The organism is Actinomycetospora sp. CA-101289, assembly GCF_050955895.1.
GTDB lineage: Bacteria > Actinomycetota > Actinomycetes > Mycobacteriales > Pseudonocardiaceae > Actinomycetospora.
Genome location: NZ_CP192093.1, coordinates 2,806,758 through 2,825,566 on the forward strand (window position 1 = coordinate 2,806,758; position 18,809 = coordinate 2,825,566).

An 18,809-nucleotide genomic window follows, 5' to 3' on the forward strand; every position below is an offset into this window, starting at 1 on the left:
CGCGACCGAGCCCGCCCACGCCGATCCCTTCGGCGTCCTCGAGACGGTGTGGCGGATGGAGTCGGCCCGGATCGTGGCCGGCGTCGCGCGCGTGGTGCGCGACGTCGGCCGCGCCGAGGAGCTCGCCCACGACGCGCTGGTCGCGGCGATGGAGCAGTGGCCGCGCGAGGGGGTGCCCGACAACCCGGGCGCCTGGCTGACCGCGACGGCCCGGCGGCGGGCGATCGACGTCGTGCGCCGGGAGCAGACGCTGGCGCGCAAGACGGAGCTGCTCGTAGGGCGGGCGGGCGACGACGCTGTGGCCCCGGCCGCGGACGTCGCGGTCGGTGACGGCGCGGCGGCCGTCGGCGACGACCTCCTCGCCCTGCTCTTCGCCACCTGCCACCCGGCGGTGGCGCGCGAGTCGCGGGTCGCGCTGACCCTGCGACTGTTCGGGGGGCTGACCACCGACGAGATCGCCCACGCCTTCCTCGTGCCGTCGCCGACGATCGGGCAGCGGATCTCGCGCGCCAAGAAGCGCCTGGCCGGCGTGGGGCCCGACGCGCTCGCGGTGCCGACGGGCGACGAGCTGGCCGCGCGGCTGGGGGCGGTGCTCGAGGTGGTCTACCTCGTGTTCAACGAGGGCTACGCCGCCACCACCGGCGTCGACTGGACCCGCCCGGCGCTCTGCGTCGAGGCGATGCGGCTGGGCCGGGTGCTCGCGGCGCTGCAGCCCGGCGAGCCCGAGGTGCACGGGCTGGTCGCGCTCATGGAGCTGCAGGCCTCGCGGCTGCGGGCGCGGGTGGGGCCGTCGGGCGAGCCGGTGCTGCTCGGCGACCAGGACCGCGCGCGCTGGGACCGGGTCCTGCTGCAGCGGGGCCTGGCCGCGCTGGCGCGGGCGGAGGCGGGCTCGGAGGGGTCGCGGGGGCGCTACACGCTGCAGGCCGCGATCGCCGCCTGCCACGCCCGCGCGCGCTCCACCGACGACACCGACTGGGCCGCGATCGCCGCGCTCTACGCCGAGCTGGCGGCGCTGACGCCTTCGCCGGTGGTCGAGCTGAACCGGGCGGTGGCGGTGTCGCGGGCCGAGGGTCCCGAGGCGGGGCTGGCGGTGCTCGAGCCGCTGATGACCGACCCGACGCTGGCCGGCTACCACCTGCTGCCCGCGGTCCGGGCCGACATGCTCACCGCCCTGGGTCGCATCGACGAGGCGGTCGCCGAGCTCGACCGCGCGCTGGCGCTGGTCCGGACGGTGGCCGAGCGGGAGCTGCTGGAGCGCCGGCGGTTGGCGCTGTCGCGCTCGTGAGCGCTTGCCCGTGCCCTGGCACGGGGAAGCGCTCACGAGCCCGTAGGGCAAAATCGCCCGCCGTGACCATCGACCTGCTGCCCGCCGTGGACGTCGTCGACGGCCAGGCCGTCCGCCTGGTGCAGGGTGTGGCCGGCACCGAGACCGGCTACGGCGACCCCCTCGAGGCCGCCCGGGCCTGGGCCGACGACGGGGCCGCGTGGCTGCACCTCGTCGACCTCGACGCCGCGTTCGGCCGGGGCGCGAACGCCGAGCTGCTCGCCCGGGTCGTCGACGAGGTCGACATCGCCGTCGAGCTCTCCGGCGGCATCCGCGACGACGCGTCCCTGCGCCGGGCGCTCGACACCGGCTGCGCCCGGGTGAACATCGGCACGGCGGCTCTCGAGGACCCGGCGTGGTGCGCGTCGGCGATCGCCGAGTTCGGCGACCGGGTGGCCGTCGGCCTCGACGTCAAGATCAGCGAGGGACGCCACCGGCTGGCGGCGCGCGGCTGGGTGTCCGACGGCGGCGACCTGTGGAGCGTGCTCGCCCGCCTCGACGCCGAGGGCTGCGCGCGCTACGTCGTCACCGACGTCGGGCGCGACGGGACGCTGACCGGCCCGAACACCGAGCTGCTCGAGGCCGTGTGCGCGCGCACCGACCGCCCGGTGGTGGCCTCGGGCGGGGTGTCGTCGCTGGACGACCTGCGCACGCTCGCCGCCCTGGCCCCGATCGGCGTCGAGGGCGCGATCGTCGGCAAGGCCCTCTACGCCGGCAACTTCACCCTCGCGGACGCGCTGGCGGCCACCCGTACGTGAGCGATCTTCTCGGCCATAGCCGGGAAGATCACGCACGTAGGGCGCGGTTAGGCTGAACGGTATGGGTGTCGCCGTCCGCGTGATCCCCTGCCTGGACGTCGACGCCGGCAGGGTGGTCAAGGGCGTCAACTTCGTCGGCCTGCGCGACGCCGGCGACCCCGTCGAGATGGCCCGGCTCTACGACGCCGAGGGCGCCGACGAGCTGACCTTCCTCGACGTCAGCGCCTCGTCCGCCGAGCGCGAGACCACCTACGACGTCGTGCGCCGCACGGCCGAGCAGGTCTTCATCCCGCTGACGGTCGGCGGCGGGGTGCGGTCCAACGAGGACATCGACCGCCTCCTGCGCGCCGGCGCCGACAAGGTCAGCATCAACACCGCCGCGATCGCCCGGCCCGACTTCCTCGGCGAGTCCAGCCGGCGCTACGGCTCCCAGTGCATCGTGCTGTCGGTCGACGCCCGGCGTGTGCCCGCGGACGGGCAGCCGACGCCCTCGGGCTTCGAGGTCACCACCCACGGCGGCCGGCGCGGCACCGGCATCGACGCCTTCGAGTGGGCCCAGCGCGGCCAGGAGCTGGGCGTCGGCGAGATCCTGCTCAACTCCATGGACGCCGACGGCACCAAGGCCGGCTTCGACCTCGAGATGATCCGCCGGGTGCGCGCGCTGGTCGACGTGCCGGTGATCGCCAGCGGGGGAGCGGGCGCGGTCGAGCACTTCCCCCCGGCCGTGGCGGCGGGGGCGGACGCCGTGCTGGCCGCGAGCGTGTTCCACTTCGGGATCATGCGGATCGGCGAGGTCAAGGACGCGCTGCGGGCCGACGGGGTGGAGGTGCGATGAGCGAGACCTGGACGCTCGACCCCGCGCTCGCGGCCCGGCTCAAGCGCACCCCCGACGGGCTGGTGTGCGCGGTGGCCCAGCAGTACGACACCCGCGAGGTCCTCATGGTCGCGTGGATGACCGACGAGGCCCTGGCGCGCACGCTCGCCACCCGCGAGGGCACCTACTGGTCCCGCTCGCGCGGCGAGCTGTGGATCAAGGGCGCCACCTCGGGCCACGTGCAGAAGGTCGTCGAGGTGCGCCTCGACTGCGACGGCGACACCGTGCTGCTGCTCGTCGACCAGTCCGGCGCCGCCTGCCACACCGGCGATCACACCTGCTTCGACGCCGACCTGCTGCTGGGGCCCGAGGCCTGAGCCCCGTCGGCGTCGCGCTCCGCGGCGACCGCGGTGAACGTCGCGACGGCGGCCCGCACCGCCGGGGTGTCGCGGTCGGTGCGCCACACGGCGTCGATGCTGCGGCGCAAGAGCGGCGTCGTGGTGGCCGAGACGACGCCGGCCGGCAGCGGGGGACGGGCCAGGCGGGGCACCAGGGCCGCGACGCCGACGCCCGCGACCAGCTCGACGTGCATCCCGAACCCGCGCACCCCGCACGTCACCCGCGGCTCGAGGCCCTGCGCCCGCAGCGTCTGGAGCAGCCAGTTCTGGGCGCGGGTGGCGGAGCCGTCGGCGACCCAGTCGAGGTCGTCGACGTCGGCCAGGGCGACGGGGCCGGGCCCGGCAAGGCGGTGGTCGGCGGGCAGCAGCAGGTCGATGACGTCCTCGCAGAGCCGCGCCCGCGACGTGCCGGGCGGGATCGGCGCGGGCAGGCCCTCCCAGTTCTCGACGACGGCGAGGTCGAGGTCGCCGGCGAGCACCGCGGGCAGCGTCTCCTCGGCCTCCCCGTCGGCGAGCACGACCCGCAGGTCGGGGTGGGCGCCACGCAGGCGGGCGAGCGTCGCGGGGGCGAGCGCGTGCACCGACGTGGGGATCGCGCCGACCCGCAGCTCGCCCACCACCTGGTCCTGCAGCCGGTCGAGGTCGAGCCGCGCCGCGGCGACGCGGGCGAGGATCTCCGCGGCGTGCTCGGCGAGCATCCGGCCGGCGGGGGTCAGGCGCAGGCCCCGGCCCGCGGGCTCGGTGAGCGCCGCCCCCGCCTCGCGCTCGAGCTTCGCCAGCTGCTGCGAGACCGCCGAGGGCGTGAGGTGCAGCGCGCCCGCGGCCCCGGCCACCGAGCCGCGCGTCGCGAGCGCGTCCAGGGCACGGAGACGGTCGAGCGCGAACACGGTAGAGAACCTAACGGGTCGGGCGCAGGAATCCTCGCTGGTGCTCAACGGTCGCCGCCCGCACGATCGGGGACGTGACCCGCTCCCTCGCCCGCCCCGCGGGGCCCACCCCGGCCACGCCCTGGCTCGACGCCCGCCTCGTCGCCGTCGCGGGGAGCCTGTGCATCGCGTTCTCGCCGATCTTCATCGCGCTCGCCGACGTCAGCCCGGGCACGGCGACGTTCTTCCGCTGCGCGCTGGCCCTGCCGTTGCTGGTGCCCCTGGCGCTGCTCGAGCGCCGCCGCCGGCTGCGGACGGCGTCGGTCACCGGCAACCGGCCCTGGGTCTTGTTCGCCGGCGGCGCGCTGCTCGGGCTCGACATGACGCTGTGGGCCGAGTCGGTCCGGTCGGTCGGCGCCGGGGTGTCGACGGTGCTGGTCAACGTGCAGGTCGTGATCCTGCCGCTGCTCGCGTTCCTGGTGCTGGGCGAGCGGGTGCGCCGGACGTTCGTGCTCGCGGTCCCGGTGATGCTCGCGGGCGTGGCGCTGGCCGGCGGGCTGGTCGGCGACCCCGACGCGGTCACGGGCGTCGCGCCGGTGCGCGGGACGGTGACCGCGCTCGTCGCGGCGGCCGCCTACGCCGGCTACCTGCTGCTCGTGCGCCTCGGGGCCGGCCCGGGGCAGCGGTTCACCCCGGTCGCGATCGCCACGGTCGGCGCCGCGGCCAGCTCGTTCGTGGTCGGCACCGTGTGGCAGGGCGTCGACCTCACCCCGGACGTGCGGGCCCTGGGCTGGCTCGTGACCCTGGCCGTCACGGGCCAGGTGATCGGCTGGGTGCTCATCGCCTCGGCCCTGCCCCGCCTGCCCTCGTCCACCGGGGCCTCGATCCTGCTGCTCCAGCCGGTCGGCGCGGTGCTGCTCGGCGCGCTGCTGCTGGGCGAGGTGCCCGGGGTGCTGCAGCTCGTCGGTTGCGCGGTCGTCCTGGGGGCGGTGGCCGTCGCCGCCCGGGCGCGCGCGGCGCCGCCGGCCACGGTGCCGGAGCCCGTCGCCGCCCCGCCGCGTTGATCAACGGGGAGTTCGTGCGCGTCGGAGCAGCGAGTCAGTGGAGCACGCCGACAGGGCGTTCGCTGCGTCCGGACCGACGGCGGACCCCGGGCGCCTGAGGCTGTCGGGGGCGGGGGCCACAATGGATCCGTGCCCGCGTCCGACCCCTCCGCAGCGCCGCTCGGCGCGGTCGTACCCGATCGCACCGGGTTCCACGCCCTGGCCGCGCACCACCGCGTCATCCCCGTGACGCGGCGGCTGCTGGCCGACGGCGAGACGCCCGTCGGGCTCTACCGCAAGCTCGCCGGGCGCCGGCCCGGCACGTTCCTGCTCGAGTCGGCGGCGCACGGCGAGTCGTGGTCGCGCTGGAGCTTCGTCGGCGCGCGCAGCGCCGCGGCGCTCACCGAGGTCGACGGGCGCGCGGTGTGGACGGGCACGGCGCCGGCCCACCTGCCCGGCTCGCCCGACGGCCCCGCGGGGGACGACCCCCTGGCCGCCCTGCGCGGGACGCTCGAGGCGCTGCGCACCGACCCGCTGCCCGGGCTCCCGCCGCTCACCGGCGGCCTCGTCGGCTACGTCGGCTACGACGCCGTGCGCCGGCTCGAGCGGGTGCCCGAGCTCGCCGACGACGACCTCGAGATCCCCGAGATGGTCATGCTGCTCGCCACCGACGTGGCCGCGCTCGACCACCACGAGGGCTCGGTGACCCTCATCGCCAACGCGGTGAACTGGGACGACAGCCCCGAGCGGGCCGACGCCGCGTACGACGACGCGCTCGCCCGCCTCGACCGCATGACCGCCGAGCTGGCCGCGCCCGCGCCGTCGACGGTCGCCACCGTGAACACGCCGGCGGGCCCGCCGCAGGGGGTGCGCCGGCGCCGCACGCCCGCCGAACACCACGCGGCCATCGAGGTGGCCAAGGAGCGCATCCGCGCCGGCGACGCGTTCCAGGTGGTGCTCTCGCAGCGCTTCGAGTCCGACACCGCGGCGGACGCGCTGGAGATCTACCGGGTACTGCGCATGACCAACCCGAGCCCGTACATGTACCTGCTGCGCCTCGCCGACGCGCACGACCGGCCGTTCGAGATCGTCGGGTCGAGCCCCGAGGCGCTGGTCACGGTGCGGGACGGGGTGGCCACCACCCACCCCATCGCCGGCACGCGCTGGCGCGGGGCGGACGCCGAGGAGGACACCCTCCTGGCCAAGGACCTCCTCGCCGACGAGAAGGAGCGCGCCGAGCACCTCATGCTCGTCGACCTGGGGCGCAACGACCTCGGGCGCGTCTGCGTGCCGGGCACGGTGCAGGTGCGCCGCTTCTTCGAGATCGAGCGCTACAGCCACGTCATGCACCTGGTCAGCACGGTCAGCGGCCGCCTCGCGCCGGGGCGCACCGCGTTCGACGCCGTGGCCGCCTGCTTCCCCGCGGGCACGCTGTCCGGCGCGCCCAAGCCCAAGGCGCTCGAGATCATCGAGGAGCTCGAGCCCACCCGTCGCGCGCTCTACGGCGGCATCGTCGGCTACCTCGACTTCGCCGGCGACGCCGACACCGCCATCGCGATCCGCACCGCGCTGCTGCGCGACGGCGTCGCCCACGTCCAGTCCGGCGGGGGCATCGTCGCCGACTCCGACCCGGTCGCCGAGGACGCCGAGAGCGTCAACAAGGCGCGGGCGGTGCTGGCCGCGGTGGCCACCGCCAACACCATGGCCGCGCCGGGTCCCTCCGCCCGGCCGGACACGGTGTCCGCCACCCCCGACCCGATCCCGGCCGTGCCGTGACGACGCCCGAGGCGGGCCCGCGCGCCGCCCGTGCGACGGGGCGGCTGTTCGGCGGCATCGTCGTGCTGCTCCTCGCCGCCGCGATCGTGCTCTGGGGCTCGTCGCGCGCCACCTGGGTGAGCCAGGTCGTCGAGGGCCTGCCCGGTCCCCGCACGAACACCGCCGACGGCGCCGCCGCCGAGCCGGTCCTCGTGCCGTGGGCGCTGCTGTGCCTCGCCGCCGTCGGCGGGCTGCTCGCGACGTCGGGCTGGGGGCGCCGAGTCGTCGGCACGCTCGTGGCCGTCGCCGGCCTGTGGGCGCTGCTGCGCGGTGTCGCCGGCCTGGCGGACCCGGCGTCGGAGGCCCTGCCGATCGGCGTGCGCCCGGGCGACCGCCCGCTGCCCGCCGAGGCGGTGCTCGCTGGGCCGTCGCTCGGGGTCCTCGGCGGGGCGCTGATGCTCGTCGCGGGCCTGCTCGCGGCGCGGTTCGCCGCGGTGCTCCCGCGGCTCGGGGCCCGCTACGACGCCCCGACGCGCCGGGCGGGGGACGGGGCCACGGCGGTGCGGACGACGCCCGCCGACCCCGACCGCGCGCTCTGGGAAGCACTCGACGAGGGGTACGACCCCACCGGGGAGCCGCGGGGAGAGCCCGCGGATCGTCCGGCCGGTCGTGCTCCGGATCCGCCGGGTGGACGAGCGTCCGGTCGCCCCGACGGGGTCGGAGGGACGGAAGGGGTCGCGGGTTAACATGGAGCGAACTCGGACGGGGGAAAGGGGCAGACCCGGCGTGAGCGTCCTGGAGCAGATCCTCGAAGGGGTCCGAGCCGACCTCGCTGCCCGGGAGGCCGCCGTCCCCTTCGACGTCGTGAAGGACCGCGCCGCGGCCGCGCCGCCGGCGCGCGACGCCCTGGCCGCCCTGCAGGGCCCCGGCATCGGGGTCATCGCGGAGGTCAAGCGGGCCAGCCCGTCCAAGGGCCACATGGCCGACATCCCGGACCCGGCGTGGCTCGCCGGCCGCTATGTCGACGGCGGCGCCCGGGTCATCAGCGTGCTCACCGAGCAGCGCTTCTTCGGCGGCTCGCTGGACGACCTCGACGCGGTCCGCGCGACGGTCGACGTCCCGGTGCTGCGCAAGGACTTCGTGGTCGGCACCTACCAGGTGCACGAGGCGCGGGCCCACGGCGCCGATGTCGTCCTGCTCATGTGCTCGGTGCTCGAGCAGAACGCCCTCGACGCGCTGGTCGACCGGGTCGGGTCCCTCGGGATGACGGCCCTGGTCGAGGTGCACAACGAGGAGGAGGCCGACATGGCGCTGAAGGCCGGCGCCCGCCTCGTCGGCATCAACGCCCGCGACCTGCACACACTCGAGGTCGACCGCTCGGTGTTCAGCCGCATCGCCCCGGGCCTGCCCGGCGAGGTCATCCGGGTCGCCGAGTCCGGCGTGCGCGGCCCGGGCGACCTCATGACCTACGCCGGCCACGGCGCCGACGCGGTGCTGGTGGGCGAGTCGATGGCCACCGCGGAGGACCCTCGCGCCGCCGTGCGCCAGCTCGTCACGGCGGGCTCGCACCCGGCGTGCCCCAAGCCGTCGCGCTGAGCAGCCGCCGCAACGCCCTCGCCCGCACTCGTAGCATCGCCGGCAACCGCATCGCGCTCGAGGGAGCACCACCATGACGTCGGCCAGCCACGGCCTCGCCGGGACCACGCACGAGCCGGACGACACCGGGCACTTCGGGCGCTGGGGCGGGCGGTTCATGCCCGAGGCCCTCATCGCCGCCGTCGACGAGGTGGCCGCCGAGTACGAGAAGGCGCGCCGCGACCCCGCGTTCCTCGCCGAGCTCGACCGCCTGCAGCGCGACTACGCCGGCCGCCCCTCGCCGGTGACCGACGCCCGGCGCCTGTCCGAGCACGCGGGCGGCGCGCGCATCCTGCTCAAGCGCGAGGACCTCAACCACACCGGCTCACACAAGATCAACAATGTGCTGGGCCAGGCGCTGCTCACCAAGCGCATGGGCAAGACCCGCGTGATCGCCGAGACGGGCGCGGGCCAGCACGGCGTCGCGACGGCCACCGCGGCCGCGCTGATGGGCCTCGAATGCATGGTCTACATGGGCGAGGTCGACACCGAGCGCCAGGCGCTCAACGTCGCGCGGATGCGGCTGCTCGGCGCCGAGGTCGTGCCCGTGACCACGGGCTCGCGCACGCTCAAGGACGCGCTCAACGAGGCCTACCGCGACTGGGTCGCCAGCGTCGGGCACACCCACTACATCCTCGGCACGGCCGCCGGCCCGCACCCGTTCCCGCGCATGGTGCGCGACTTCCACCGCGTCATCGGCCTCGAGGCCCGCGACCAGGTCCTCACCGCCTACGGGCGCCTGCCCGACGCCGTCGTGGCGTGCGTCGGCGGCGGCTCCAACGCCATCGGGATCTTCCACCCGTTCCTCGACGACGAGTCCGTGCGCCTCGTCGGGTTCGAGGCCGCGGGGGAGGGCGTCGAGACCGGCCGCCACGCCGCGTCGATCACCGGCGGCACGCCCGGCGCGCTGCACGGGGCGATGTCGTACCTGCTGCAGGACGAGGACGGGCAGACGCTCGAGACGCACTCGATCTCCGCGGGCCTCGACTACCCCGGCGTCGGCCCCGAGCACGCGTACCTCGCCGACACCGGGCGCGCGACCTACGAGCCGGTCACCGACACCGAGGCCATGGACGCGTTCCGGCTGCTGTGCCGCACCGAGGGGATCATCCCGGCGATCGAGTCGGCGCACGCCGTCGCCGGCGCCGTGCGGATGGGCCCGAGCCTGGTCGAGGAGCTCGGCCCCGACGCCACCATCCTGGTCAACCTGTCGGGCCGGGGCGACAAGGACGTCGACACCGCGGCGCGCTGGTTCCGCGTCGTCGACCCCGAGGCGCTGCCCACCGAGGAGCCGCCGCCGGCGCAGGACGCCGACGGGGCCGTGGCGAGCGGGGAGCGGGAGCTGTGACCAGCACGAGCACCACCGGCGTCGACCGCCTCGGCGAGGTCTTCACGACGGCGAAGGCCGAGGACCGCGCCGCGCTGATCGCCTACCTGCCCGCGGGCTACCCGACGGTCAAGGGCTCGCTGGGACTGCTGACCCAGGCGCTCGACGCGGGCGCCGACCTCGTCGAGGTGGGCCTGCCGTACTCCGACCCGGTGCTCGACGGCCCGGTGATCCAGCACGCGGTCGAGCAGGCGCTGCGCCAGGGTGTGCGCATCCGCGACACGCTGCAGGTCGTCGAGCAGCTCGCCGCCCGGGGCGGGCGCGCGGTGGTGATGACGTACTGGAACCCCGTGCTGCGCTACGGCGTCGACGCCTTCGCCCGCGATCTCGCCGCCGCCGGCGGGCTCGGCGTGATCACCCCCGACCTCGTGCCCGACGAGGCCTCGACCTGGCTCACGGCCGCCGACCGCGAGGGCCTCGCGCCCATCTTCCTGGTCGCGCCGTCGTCGTCCGACGAGCGCATCGCGGCCACCACCGCGGCCACCCGCGGCTTCCTCTACGCCGCGTCGACCATGGGCGTCACCGGCGCCCGCGACGCCGTCTCCGACACCGCGACCTCGCTGGTGGCCCGGGCGCGCAGCCACACGCAGCTGCCGATCGGGGTCGGGCTGGGCGTGCGCAACGGCGCCCAGGCGGGTGAGGTCGCGGGCTTCGCCGACGGCGTCATCGTCGGGTCCGCGCTGGTCTCGGCGGCCGAGCACGGACGCGCGGCGGTCGCCCGGCTGACCACCGAGCTCGCCGCCGGGGTGCGGGGCCAGCACACGGGCCGCTGACCTCCGGGGGATAGCGTGGCGGCCGTGCTCTCAGCGGTGCAGACAGCGGTCACGGTTCTGCCCACCTACCTGCCCAGCCCGCCCCAGGGCGTGTGGGAGATCGGGCCGGTCCCGCTGCGCGCCTACGCGCTCTGCATCATCGCCGGCATCGTGGTGGCGGTCCTCTGGACCGAGCGCCGCTTCGTGGCCCGCGGCGGCGAGCCGGGCACCGTCACCGACGTCGCGGTGTTCGCGGTGCCGTTCGGCCTGATCGGCGGGCGGCTCTACCACGTGGCCACTGACTGGCCGACGTACTTCGGGCCCGGTGGGAACCCCCTCGCGGCGCTGTACATCTGGCAGGGCGGGCTCGGCATCTGGGGCGCGATCGCGCTCGGCGGCGTCGGCGCCTGGATCGGGTGCCGCCGGCGCGGTGTGCCGCTGACGGCCTTCGCCGACGCGGCCGCACCGGGCATCGTCACCGCCCAGGCGATCGGCCGGCTCGGCAACTGGTTCAACCAGGAGCTCTACGGCGCCCCGACCACGCTGCCGTGGGGACTCGAGCTCTACCGGCGGGTCGACCCCGCGACCGGGGTGACCGACAACCTCACCGGCGTCGCCGTGGACACCACACCCGTCGCGATCGTGCACCCGACCTTCCTCTACGAACTGCTGTGGAACCTGGCGGTCGCCGCGCTCGTCGTGTGGGCCGACCGCCGCTTCCGCCTCTCGCGGGGCCGGGCGTTCGCGCTCTACGTCGCGGGCTACACGGCCGGCCGGTTCGCCATCGAGCTGATGCGCACCGACCCGGCGACGCGGGTGTTCGGCGACGTGCGGATCAACGTGGTGGTCGCCGCCGTCGTGTTCGCGGGCGCGGTGGCCTACCTGGCGTTCGTCCGTGGCCCCCGCGAGGTGTTCGGCCGGGCGCTGGACGAGACCGGTTCGGCGGGCGACGACGGGGGTACGCCCGACCCCGTGGCACGCAACGGGAGTACCGGGGACAAGGACGAGGACCAGCGCTCGGAGAACGAGGCCGAGGTGCGCCTGAGCGAGCGCTCGCCCGCCGCCGCACCGACCGGGAAGGGCGGGTCGGCCAACGCCAGCAGCGTCGACGCCGAGCCCGCCGACCCGGAGCAGGAGGAGGACGCGCCGGCGGCACCGCCGTCGGCCGCGAAGAACTGACGACCGCGGACGCGGCCCGGCCGATCACCGGTCGGGCGCGTCACGTCGGCGCGGAGCTCCACCGGCGCGCCGCGGGACGGTCGAGCGACTACGATCGGTCGGGCACTGCGCAGGACGTCGGGGTCCCGCGCCGCCCGTCCGTGCCCGGTCCTGCCGTCGGCTCCTGCCGCCGGGACCGCTCCCGGACCCGCCGCGCACCCCTCCTGGGCCACCGTCGTCCCCGGGCCACTCCCATCACCCGTCCGGCCGACGACGAGGAGGCACCGGATGTCCGCCACGACTCCGGGTCGACAGGGTCTCTACGACCCGGCGTACGAGCACGACGCCTGCGGCGTCGGCGCGGTCGCGAACGTCCGCGGGGAGCAGAGCCACGGCATCGTCCGTGACGCCCTCCACGTGCTGCACAACCTCGACCACCGCGGGGCGGCGGGCAGCGAGCCCACCACCGGTGACGGCGCGGGCATCCTGCTGCAGGTGCCCGATGCGCTGCTGCGGGCCACGGTGGACTTCGCGCTCCCCGAGCCGCTGCCCTCGCCCGACGGCGGCGCCCCCGTGCTCGCCTACGCGACGGGGCTCGCTTTCCTGCCCGGCGACCCCGACGACCGCGCCAAGGCGGTGTCGCTGCTCGAGCGCATCGCCGCCGAGGAGGGGCTCGACGTCCTCGGGTGGCGCGAGGTCCCCGTCGACCCGGTCGGCGCCGACGTCGGGTCGGTGGCGCGCAGCGCCATGCCGCACTTCGCGCAGATCGTCGTCGCCACCCCCGACCGCGCCACCGCGGGGATCGACCTCGACCGGCTGGCGTGGATCGTGCGCAAGCGCGCCGAGCGGCAGTCCCGCGAGGAGGGCTGCGGGGTCTACGTCGCGTCGCTCTCGAGCCGCACGATGACCTACAAGGGCATGCTGACCACCGACCAGCTGCCCCTGTTCTTCGGCGACCTGCGCGACGAGCGCCTCGTCAGCGCCATCGCCGTGGTGCACAGCCGCTTCTCCACCAACACGTTCCCGAGCTGGCCGCTGGCGCACCCGTACCGGGTCCTGGCGCACAACGGCGAGATCAACACCGTGCGCGGCAACCGCAACCGGATGCGCGCCCGCGAGGCGCTGCTCGCCACCGACCTGTTCCCCGGCGACCTGCAGCGCGCGATGCCCGTGTGCCCCGAGGACGTGTCCGACTCGGCGAGCTTCGACGAGGTGCTCGAGCTGCTCTGCCTCGGCGGCCGCTCGATGCCGCACGCGGTGATGATGATGATGCCGGAGGCGTGGGAGAACCACGCCGAGATGCCGACCGACCAGCGCGACTTCTACCGGTTCCACGCGGCGCTCATGGAGCCGTGGGACGGCCCGGCCGCCGTCGTGTTCTCCGACGGGACCCTCATCGGCGCCACCCTCGACCGCAACGGCCTGCGCCCCGCCCGGTGGTGGCAGCTCGCCGACGACCGGGTCGTGCTCGCCAGCGAGTCCGGCGTGCTCGACGTCGAGCCCGACCAGGTGCTGGCCAAGGGCCGCCTCCGGCCCGGCCGGATGTTCCTCGTCGACACCCGCGCCGGCGCGATCGTCGACGACGACGCCTTCAAGAGCGAGCTGGCGGCCGAGGCGCCCTACGGCGAGTGGCTGCACGCGGGCCTGGTCCGTCTCGCGGATCTCCCGGAGCGCGAGCACGTCGTGCACACCCACGAGTCGGTGATGCGCCGCCAGCAGACCTTCGGCTACACCGAGGAGGAGCAGCGCGTCCTGCTCGCGCCCATGGCCGTCTCGGGCGCCGAGCCGCTGGGCTCGATGGGCACCGACACGCCCACGGCGGCGCTCTCGTCACGCTCCCGCCTGCTCTACGACTACTTCGTCCAGCTGTTCGCCCAGGTCACCAACCCGCCGCTGGACGCCATCCGCGAGGAGCTGGTGACCTCGATGGGCCGGGCGATCGGCCCGGAGCAGAACCTGTTCCACCCCGGCCCGGCGTCGTGCCGCCAGGTGCTGCTGCCCGACCCGGTGATCGACAACGACGAGCTGGCCAAGCTCATCCACATCAACGACGACGGCGACATGCCCGGCTTCGCCGCCACGGTGATCAGCGGGCTCTACGAGGTCGACGGCGGCGAGGAGGCCCTGCGCGGCGCGCTCGACCGCGTGCGGCGCGAGGCGTCGGACGCGATCGCGGCCGGCAAGCGGATCCTCGTGCTCTCCGACCGCGACTCCGACAGCCGGTACGCGCCGATCCCGGCGCTGCTGCTGGTGTCCGCGGTCCACCACCACCTCGTCGGCACCCGGGAGCGCACCCAGGTGGCGCTGGTCGCCGAGTGCGGCGACGCCCGCGAGGTCCACCACATCGCGCTGCTGCTGGGCTACGGCGCCGCCGCGGTCAACCCGTACCTCGCCTTCGAGTCGATCGAAGACATGATCAACAACGGGTGGCTGCAGGGCGTCGAGTGCGGCGAGGCGATCGGCCACTTCATCGGCGCGCTGGTCAAGGGCGTCCGCAAGGTCATGTCGAAGATGGGCATCTCCACGGTGTCCGGCTACACCGCGGCCCAGGCGTTCGAGGCCATCGGGCTCTCGCACGAGCTCGTCGACGAGTACTTCACCGGCACCCCGTCCAAGCTCGGCGGCGGCGGCCTGGACCTGGTGGCCCGCGAGGCGGCCGAGCGCCACCGCCGCGCGTACCCGGACAACCCGGGGGAGCGCAAGCACCGCAAGCTCGAGGTCGGCGGCGAGTACGCCTACCGGCGCGAGGGCGAGCTGCACCTGTTCAGCCCGGAGACGGTGTTCCTGCTGCAGCACTCCACGCGCACCAAGCAGTGGGACGTGTTCAAGCGCTACACCGCCGAGGTCAACCGGCTGCTGTCGTCCGGGGGCGCGCTGCGCGGCATGTTCCGGCTGCGGACCGAGGAGCGCACCCCGGTGCCGCTCGAGGAGGTCGAGCCGGCCACCGAGATCGTCAAGCGGTTCGCCACCGGCGCGATGTCCTACGGGTCGATCTCGGCCGAGGCGCACACCGACCTCGCCATCGCCATGAACAACATCGGCGGCAAGTCCAACACCGGCGAGGGCGGCGAGGACCCCGTCCGTCTCTACGACCCGTCCAAGCGCTCGTCGATCAAGCAGGTCGCGTCCGGCCGGTTCGGCGTGACCAGCGACTACCTCGTCAACGCCACCGACATCCAGATCAAGATGGCGCAGGGCGCGAAGCCGGGCGAGGGCGGGCAGCTGGCGGGCCAGAAGGTCTACCCGTGGATCGCCGAGGTGCGGTACTCCACGCCCGGCGTCGGGCTGATCTCGCCGCCGCCGCACCACGACATCTACTCGATCGAGGACCTCAAGCAGCTCATCCACGACCTCAAGAACGCCAACGAGCACGCCCGCATCCACGTCAAGCTCGTCGCCTCGGTCGGCGTCGGCACGGTGGCCGCGGGCGTGGCGAAGGCGCACAGCGACGTCGTGCTGATCTCGGGGTGGGAGGGCGGCACCGGGGCGGCGCCGCTGACCTCGCTCAAGCACGCCGGCGCGCCGTGGGAGATCGGCCTGGCCGACACCCAGCAGACGCTGATGCTCAACGGACTGCGCGACCGCATCACCGTCCAGGTCGACGGCCAGATGAAGACCGGGCGCGACGTCATCATCGGCGCGCTGCTGGGGGCCGAGGAGTACGGCTTCTCGACGGCGCCGCTGATCGTCAACGGCTGCATCATGATGCGCGTCTGCCACCTCGACACGTGTCCCGTGGGCGTCGCGACCCAGAACCCGGAGCTGCGCAAGCGCTACACGGGCAGGCCGGAGTTCGTGGAGAACTTCTTCTGGTTCATCGCCGAGGAGGTCCGCGAGCACCTCGCCGAGCTGGGCTTCCGCACGATGGACGAGGCGATCGGGCACGCCGAGCTCATCGACGGCAACGAGGCGGTCGAGAACTGGAAGGCCCAGGGCATCGACCTGACGCCGCTGTTCGCTGTTCACGACTCTCTTCCGGGCCAAGACGTGCCGGAGGGCGCGCCCACCGACCGCATCCGCACGCGCGTGCAGGACCACGGGCTCGACAAGGCGCTCGACCGCACGCTGATGCAGCTGGCCGAGGGCGCGCTGTCCGACGCCACGCCGGTGCGCCTGGAGATGCCGGTGCGCAACGTCAACCGCACGGTCGGCACGCTCACCGGCGCGGAGGTCACCCGGCGCTACGGGGCCGACGGGCTGCCCGACGACACGATCCACGTCGAGTTCCACGGCTCGGCGGGGCAGTCGTTCGGGGCCTTCCTGCCGCCCGGGCTGACGCTCGACCTCGTCGGCGACGCCAACGACTACCTCGCCAAGGGGCTCTCGGGGGGCCGGGTCATCGCCCGGCCCGACGACCGGGCGCCGTTCGCGGGTGACGTCGACGAGCGCCACGTGATCGCCGGCAACGTCATCGCCTACGGGGCGACGGCCGGCGAGGTGTTCCTGCGCGGGCAGGTCGGCGAGCGTTTCTGCGTGCGCAACTCCGGGGCGCTCGCCGTCGTCGAGGGCACCGGCGACCACGCCTGCGAGTACATGACGGGCGGCCGGGTGGTGGTGCTCGGGAGCACCGGGCGCAACCTCGGCGCCGGCATGTCCGGGGGCATCGCGTTCGTGCTCGACCTGCCCGAGATCCGGGTGAACTCCGAGATGGTCTCGCTCGACGGGGTCGACGACGAGGACGCGGCGTGGCTGCGCGGCGTCGTCGAGCGCCACCGCGACCTCACCGGTTCCCCGCGGGCGGCCGCCCTGCTCGCCGAGTGGGACGCGACGGTGCGGCGCTTCACCAAGGTCATGCCCGACGACTTCCGCCGCGTCCTCGACGCGACCCAGCGCGCCCAGGCCGAGGGCCGCGACCCCGACGAGGTGATCATGGAGGTGGCGGCCGGTGGCTGATCCGCGCGGGTTCCTCAAGTACGACCGGCAGGACAACCCCAAGCGCCCGATCGAGGAGCGCCGCGCCGACTGGCACGAGCTCTACGCGCCGCTGACCGACCCGGCGGTGCGCGAGGGCACGGTCACCCAGGCCGCCCGGTGCATGGACTGCGGCATCCCGTTCTGCCACTCCGGCGGCGCGGGCTGCCCGCTGGGCAACCTCATCCCGGAGTGGAACGACCACGTCCGGCGCGGCGAGTGGGGCCGGGCCACCGACCGGCTGCACGCGACCAACAACTTCCCGGAGTTCACCGGGGCGCTGTGCCCGGCGCCGTGCGAGGCGGCGTGCGTCCTGTCGATCACCAGCCAGCCCGGCCCGGTGACGATCAAGCGTGTCGAGTGGTCGATCGCGGAGGTCGGCTGGGCCGACGGGCACGTCGTGCCGCAGCCGCCGTCGAACCGCACCGGCCGGCGGGTCGCCGTCGTCGGGTCCGGGCCGGCCGGGCTCGCCGCCGCGCAGCAGCTCACGCGCGCCGGGCACGACGTCACCGTCTACGAGCGCGACGACCGCCTCGGCGGGCTCATGCGCTACGGCATCCCGGAGTACAAGTTCGAGAAGTGGGAGCTCGACCGGCGCCTCGAGCAGATGCGCGCGGAGGGCACGCACTTCGTCGTGAGCTGCGAGGTCGGCGGTGACGGCGACGGCGCCCTGTCCGTCGAGCGGCTGCGCGCCGAGCACGACGCGGTGGTGCTCGCGGTCGGCGCGCTGCAGGGCCGCGACGACCGGACGATCCCCGGGCGCGACCTCGAGGGCATCCACCTGGCGATGGAGTACCTCGTGCCCGCCAACCGCGAGCAGGAGGGCGACGGGCCGTCGCCGATCAACGCCCGCGGCAAGAACGTCGTCATCATCGGCGGCGGCGACACCGGCGCCGACTGCTACGGCACCGCGACCCGTCAGGGCGCGATCGGCGTGCACCAGCTCGACCAGTATCCGCCGCCACCGCAGACGCGCCAGGACTCGAGCTCGCCGTGGCCGACCTGGCCGTACGTCTTCCGCACGCCGCCGGCGCTGGAGGAGGGCGGCGAGCGCCTGTTCGCCACCGCCGTGCAGCGCTTCGTCGGCGACGACCGGGGCCACGTGCGCGCGGTCGAGCTGTCGTCGGTGGAGGTGCGCAAGGACGCCGACGGGCGCCGCGAGGTGGTGCCGACCAGCGAGGAGCTGCACCAGATGCCGTGCGACCTCGTGCTGTTCTCGATCGGCTTCACGGGCCCCGACGACATGCCGCTCCTGCCCAGCCTGGGCCTCGAGCGCAACCCGAAGGGCTCGATCGGCTGTGGCTCGGACTGGCAGACCGACGCCCCCGGGGTGTTCGTCTGCGGCGACGCCCACCGCGGGGCGTCGCTGATCGTCTGGGCCATCGCCGAGGGCCGCTCCGCCGCCGCAGCGGTCGACCGCTACCTCGACCCGGCGGGCTCGACCGACCTCCCGGCCCCCCTGCACCCCAACGCGGTCCCGTTGAGCGCCTGAGTCTTGTCAGCGAAGTGCCGTCGCGGACGTTGAGTGTCCGTATCGGTACTTCGATCACTCGAGGCGCGGGTCGGCGGGGGTGATGTGCGTCAACGCGCACAGCCACTGCCCGTCCCGGCGGACGAAGAGGTCGGTCGTCCACTCGTCGGCGTCGAGGTCCTCGCCGCCGTACTGCGCCGTGCTCAGCATCCGCACGGTCAGCACCGCCGTGTCGCCGTAGACCCGCACCCGGCGCTCGCCCACGCCCTCCATCCGCGTGTGCCCCAGCGTGCCGGAGCGGACGTAGGCCAGGAAGTCGTCGCGGGCCGTCGCGCCCGACCACGAGACGAGGACCCAGTCGTCCGTCGTGTACGCGCCGATGCGGTCGGCCTCGTTCGCGACGATTGCCTCGCTCCAGGCGTCCGCCCGGGCGATGATCTCCTGCTCGACGACGCCGGTGTCCATGTCCGGGACCCTAGGCCGACGATCGTGCCGCCGGCTTGGACGAATCGGAACCCCGCGTGGCGCCAGTGATCG

15 protein-coding genes are annotated in these 18,809 nt (G+C 74.9%); 13 read left to right on the forward strand and 2 right to left on the reverse strand.

Features of this window, described 5'->3' with window-relative positions; genetic code table 11:
• Positions 1–55 precede the first annotated feature (55 nt).
• The 4 genes from ACQPX6_RS14005 (at position 56) to hisI (ending at position 3,273) form a co-directional block, all read left to right on the forward strand.
• Complete coding sequence (locus ACQPX6_RS14005; protein ID WP_433788265.1) at positions 56–1,285, forward strand: RNA polymerase sigma factor; 1,230 nt, start codon at positions 56–58, stop codon at positions 1,283–1,285.
• A 62-nt stretch (positions 1,286–1,347) separates the two neighbouring features.
• Positions 1,348–2,082 carry a bifunctional 1-(5-phosphoribosyl)-5-((5-phosphoribosylamino)methylideneamino)imidazole-4-carboxamide isomerase/phosphoribosylanthranilate isomerase PriA gene (gene priA, locus ACQPX6_RS14010; RefSeq protein ID WP_433787921.1) on the forward strand — a complete coding sequence of 245 codons (735 nt, stop codon included), beginning with the start codon at positions 1,348–1,350 and terminating at the stop codon, positions 2,080–2,082.
• Between the two features lie 61 nt (positions 2,083–2,143).
• Positions 2,144–2,917, forward strand: a complete 774-nt coding sequence (hisF, locus tag ACQPX6_RS14015) for an imidazole glycerol phosphate synthase subunit HisF (protein WP_433787922.1) — start codon at positions 2,144–2,146, stop codon at positions 2,915–2,917.
• Positions 2,914–3,273 (forward strand): phosphoribosyl-AMP cyclohydrolase, encoded by a 360-nt coding sequence (gene hisI, locus ACQPX6_RS14020; RefSeq protein WP_433787923.1) that lies wholly within the window; start codon positions 2,914–2,916, stop codon positions 3,271–3,273. Before hisF ends, hisI begins: the two co-directional genes overlap by 4 nt.
• On the opposite strand, the gene ACQPX6_RS14025 is transcribed toward hisI, so the two are convergent.
• Complete coding sequence (locus tag ACQPX6_RS14025) at positions 3,228–4,181, reverse strand: LysR family transcriptional regulator (RefSeq protein WP_433787924.1); 954 nt, start codon at positions 4,179–4,181, stop codon at positions 3,228–3,230. The genes hisI and ACQPX6_RS14025 overlap by 46 nt on opposite strands.
• A gap of 74 nt (positions 4,182–4,255) precedes the next feature.
• Here ACQPX6_RS14025 and ACQPX6_RS14030 point away from each other — a divergent pair, with 74 nt between their 5' ends.
• The 9 genes from ACQPX6_RS14030 (at position 4,256) to ACQPX6_RS14070 (ending at position 18,293) form a co-directional block, all read left to right on the forward strand.
• Entirely contained in the window at positions 4,256–5,224 is a 969-nt protein-coding gene (locus ACQPX6_RS14030) for a DMT family transporter (RefSeq protein WP_433787925.1), read from the forward strand.
• A gap of 129 nt (positions 5,225–5,353) precedes the next feature.
• Positions 5,354–6,979, forward strand: a complete 1,626-nt coding sequence (locus tag ACQPX6_RS14035; protein ID WP_433787926.1) for an anthranilate synthase component I — start codon at positions 5,354–5,356, stop codon at positions 6,977–6,979.
• On the forward strand, positions 6,976–7,704 hold the full coding sequence (locus tag ACQPX6_RS14040; protein ID WP_433787927.1) for a TIGR02234 family membrane protein: 729 nt from the start codon (positions 6,976–6,978) through the stop codon (positions 7,702–7,704). The genes ACQPX6_RS14035 and ACQPX6_RS14040 overlap by 4 nt, the downstream gene beginning before the upstream one ends.
• Before the next feature lie 40 nt (positions 7,705–7,744).
• Positions 7,745–8,554 carry an indole-3-glycerol phosphate synthase TrpC gene (gene trpC, locus ACQPX6_RS14045; protein ID WP_433787928.1) on the forward strand — a complete coding sequence of 270 codons (810 nt, stop codon included), beginning with the start codon at positions 7,745–7,747 and terminating at the stop codon, positions 8,552–8,554.
• A 73-nt stretch (positions 8,555–8,627) separates the two neighbouring features.
• The gene (gene trpB, locus ACQPX6_RS14050) at positions 8,628–9,941 is read left to right on the forward strand and encodes a tryptophan synthase subunit beta (protein ID WP_433787929.1); all 1,314 of its coding nucleotides are present in this window, start codon (positions 8,628–8,630) and stop codon (positions 9,939–9,941) included.
• Complete coding sequence (gene trpA, locus ACQPX6_RS14055) at positions 9,938–10,753, forward strand: tryptophan synthase subunit alpha (protein WP_433787930.1); 816 nt, start codon at positions 9,938–9,940, stop codon at positions 10,751–10,753. Before trpB ends, trpA begins: the two co-directional genes overlap by 4 nt.
• A gap of 24 nt (positions 10,754–10,777) precedes the next feature.
• Positions 10,778–11,911 carry a prolipoprotein diacylglyceryl transferase gene (gene lgt / locus ACQPX6_RS14060; RefSeq protein WP_433787931.1) on the forward strand — a complete coding sequence of 378 codons (1,134 nt, stop codon included), beginning with the start codon at positions 10,778–10,780 and terminating at the stop codon, positions 11,909–11,911.
• A gap of 267 nt (positions 11,912–12,178) precedes the next feature.
• The gene (gene gltB / locus ACQPX6_RS14065) at positions 12,179–16,783 is read left to right on the forward strand and encodes a glutamate synthase large subunit (RefSeq protein WP_433787932.1); all 4,605 of its coding nucleotides are present in this window, start codon (positions 12,179–12,181) and stop codon (positions 16,781–16,783) included.
• Complete coding sequence (locus ACQPX6_RS14070) at positions 16,776–18,293, forward strand: glutamate synthase subunit beta (RefSeq protein WP_433787933.1); 1,518 nt, start codon at positions 16,776–16,778, stop codon at positions 18,291–18,293. The genes gltB and ACQPX6_RS14070 overlap by 8 nt, the downstream gene beginning before the upstream one ends.
• Positions 18,294–18,347: 54 nt before the next feature.
• Here the strand turns inward: ACQPX6_RS14070 and ACQPX6_RS14075 are convergent, their stop codons facing one another.
• Positions 18,348–18,737, reverse strand: coding sequence for a nuclear transport factor 2 family protein (locus ACQPX6_RS14075; protein WP_433787934.1), 390 nt, complete (start codon positions 18,735–18,737; stop codon positions 18,348–18,350).
• Between the last annotated feature and the right edge of the window lie 72 nt (positions 18,738–18,809).

Bases quoted from the DNA above. Each gene is read 5' to 3' on its own strand.
- ACQPX6_RS14005 (WP_433788265.1), top strand. From the start codon at position 56: ATGGAGTCGGCCCGGATCGTGGCCGGCGTCGCGCGCGTGGTGCGCGAC.
- hisF (WP_433787922.1), top strand. From the start codon at position 2,144: ATGGGTGTCGCCGTCCGCGTGATCCCCTGCCTGGACGTCGACGCCGGC.
- hisI (WP_433787923.1), top strand. From the start codon at position 2,914: ATGAGCGAGACCTGGACGCTCGACCCCGCGCTCGCGGCCCGGCTCAAG.
- trpB (WP_433787929.1), top strand. From the start codon at position 8,628: ATGACGTCGGCCAGCCACGGCCTCGCCGGGACCACGCACGAGCCGGAC.
- gltB (WP_433787932.1), top strand. From the start codon at position 12,179: ATGTCCGCCACGACTCCGGGTCGACAGGGTCTCTACGACCCGGCGTAC.
- ACQPX6_RS14075 (WP_433787934.1), bottom strand. From the start codon at position 18,737: ATGGACACCGGCGTCGTCGAGCAGGAGATCATCGCCCGGGCGGACGCC.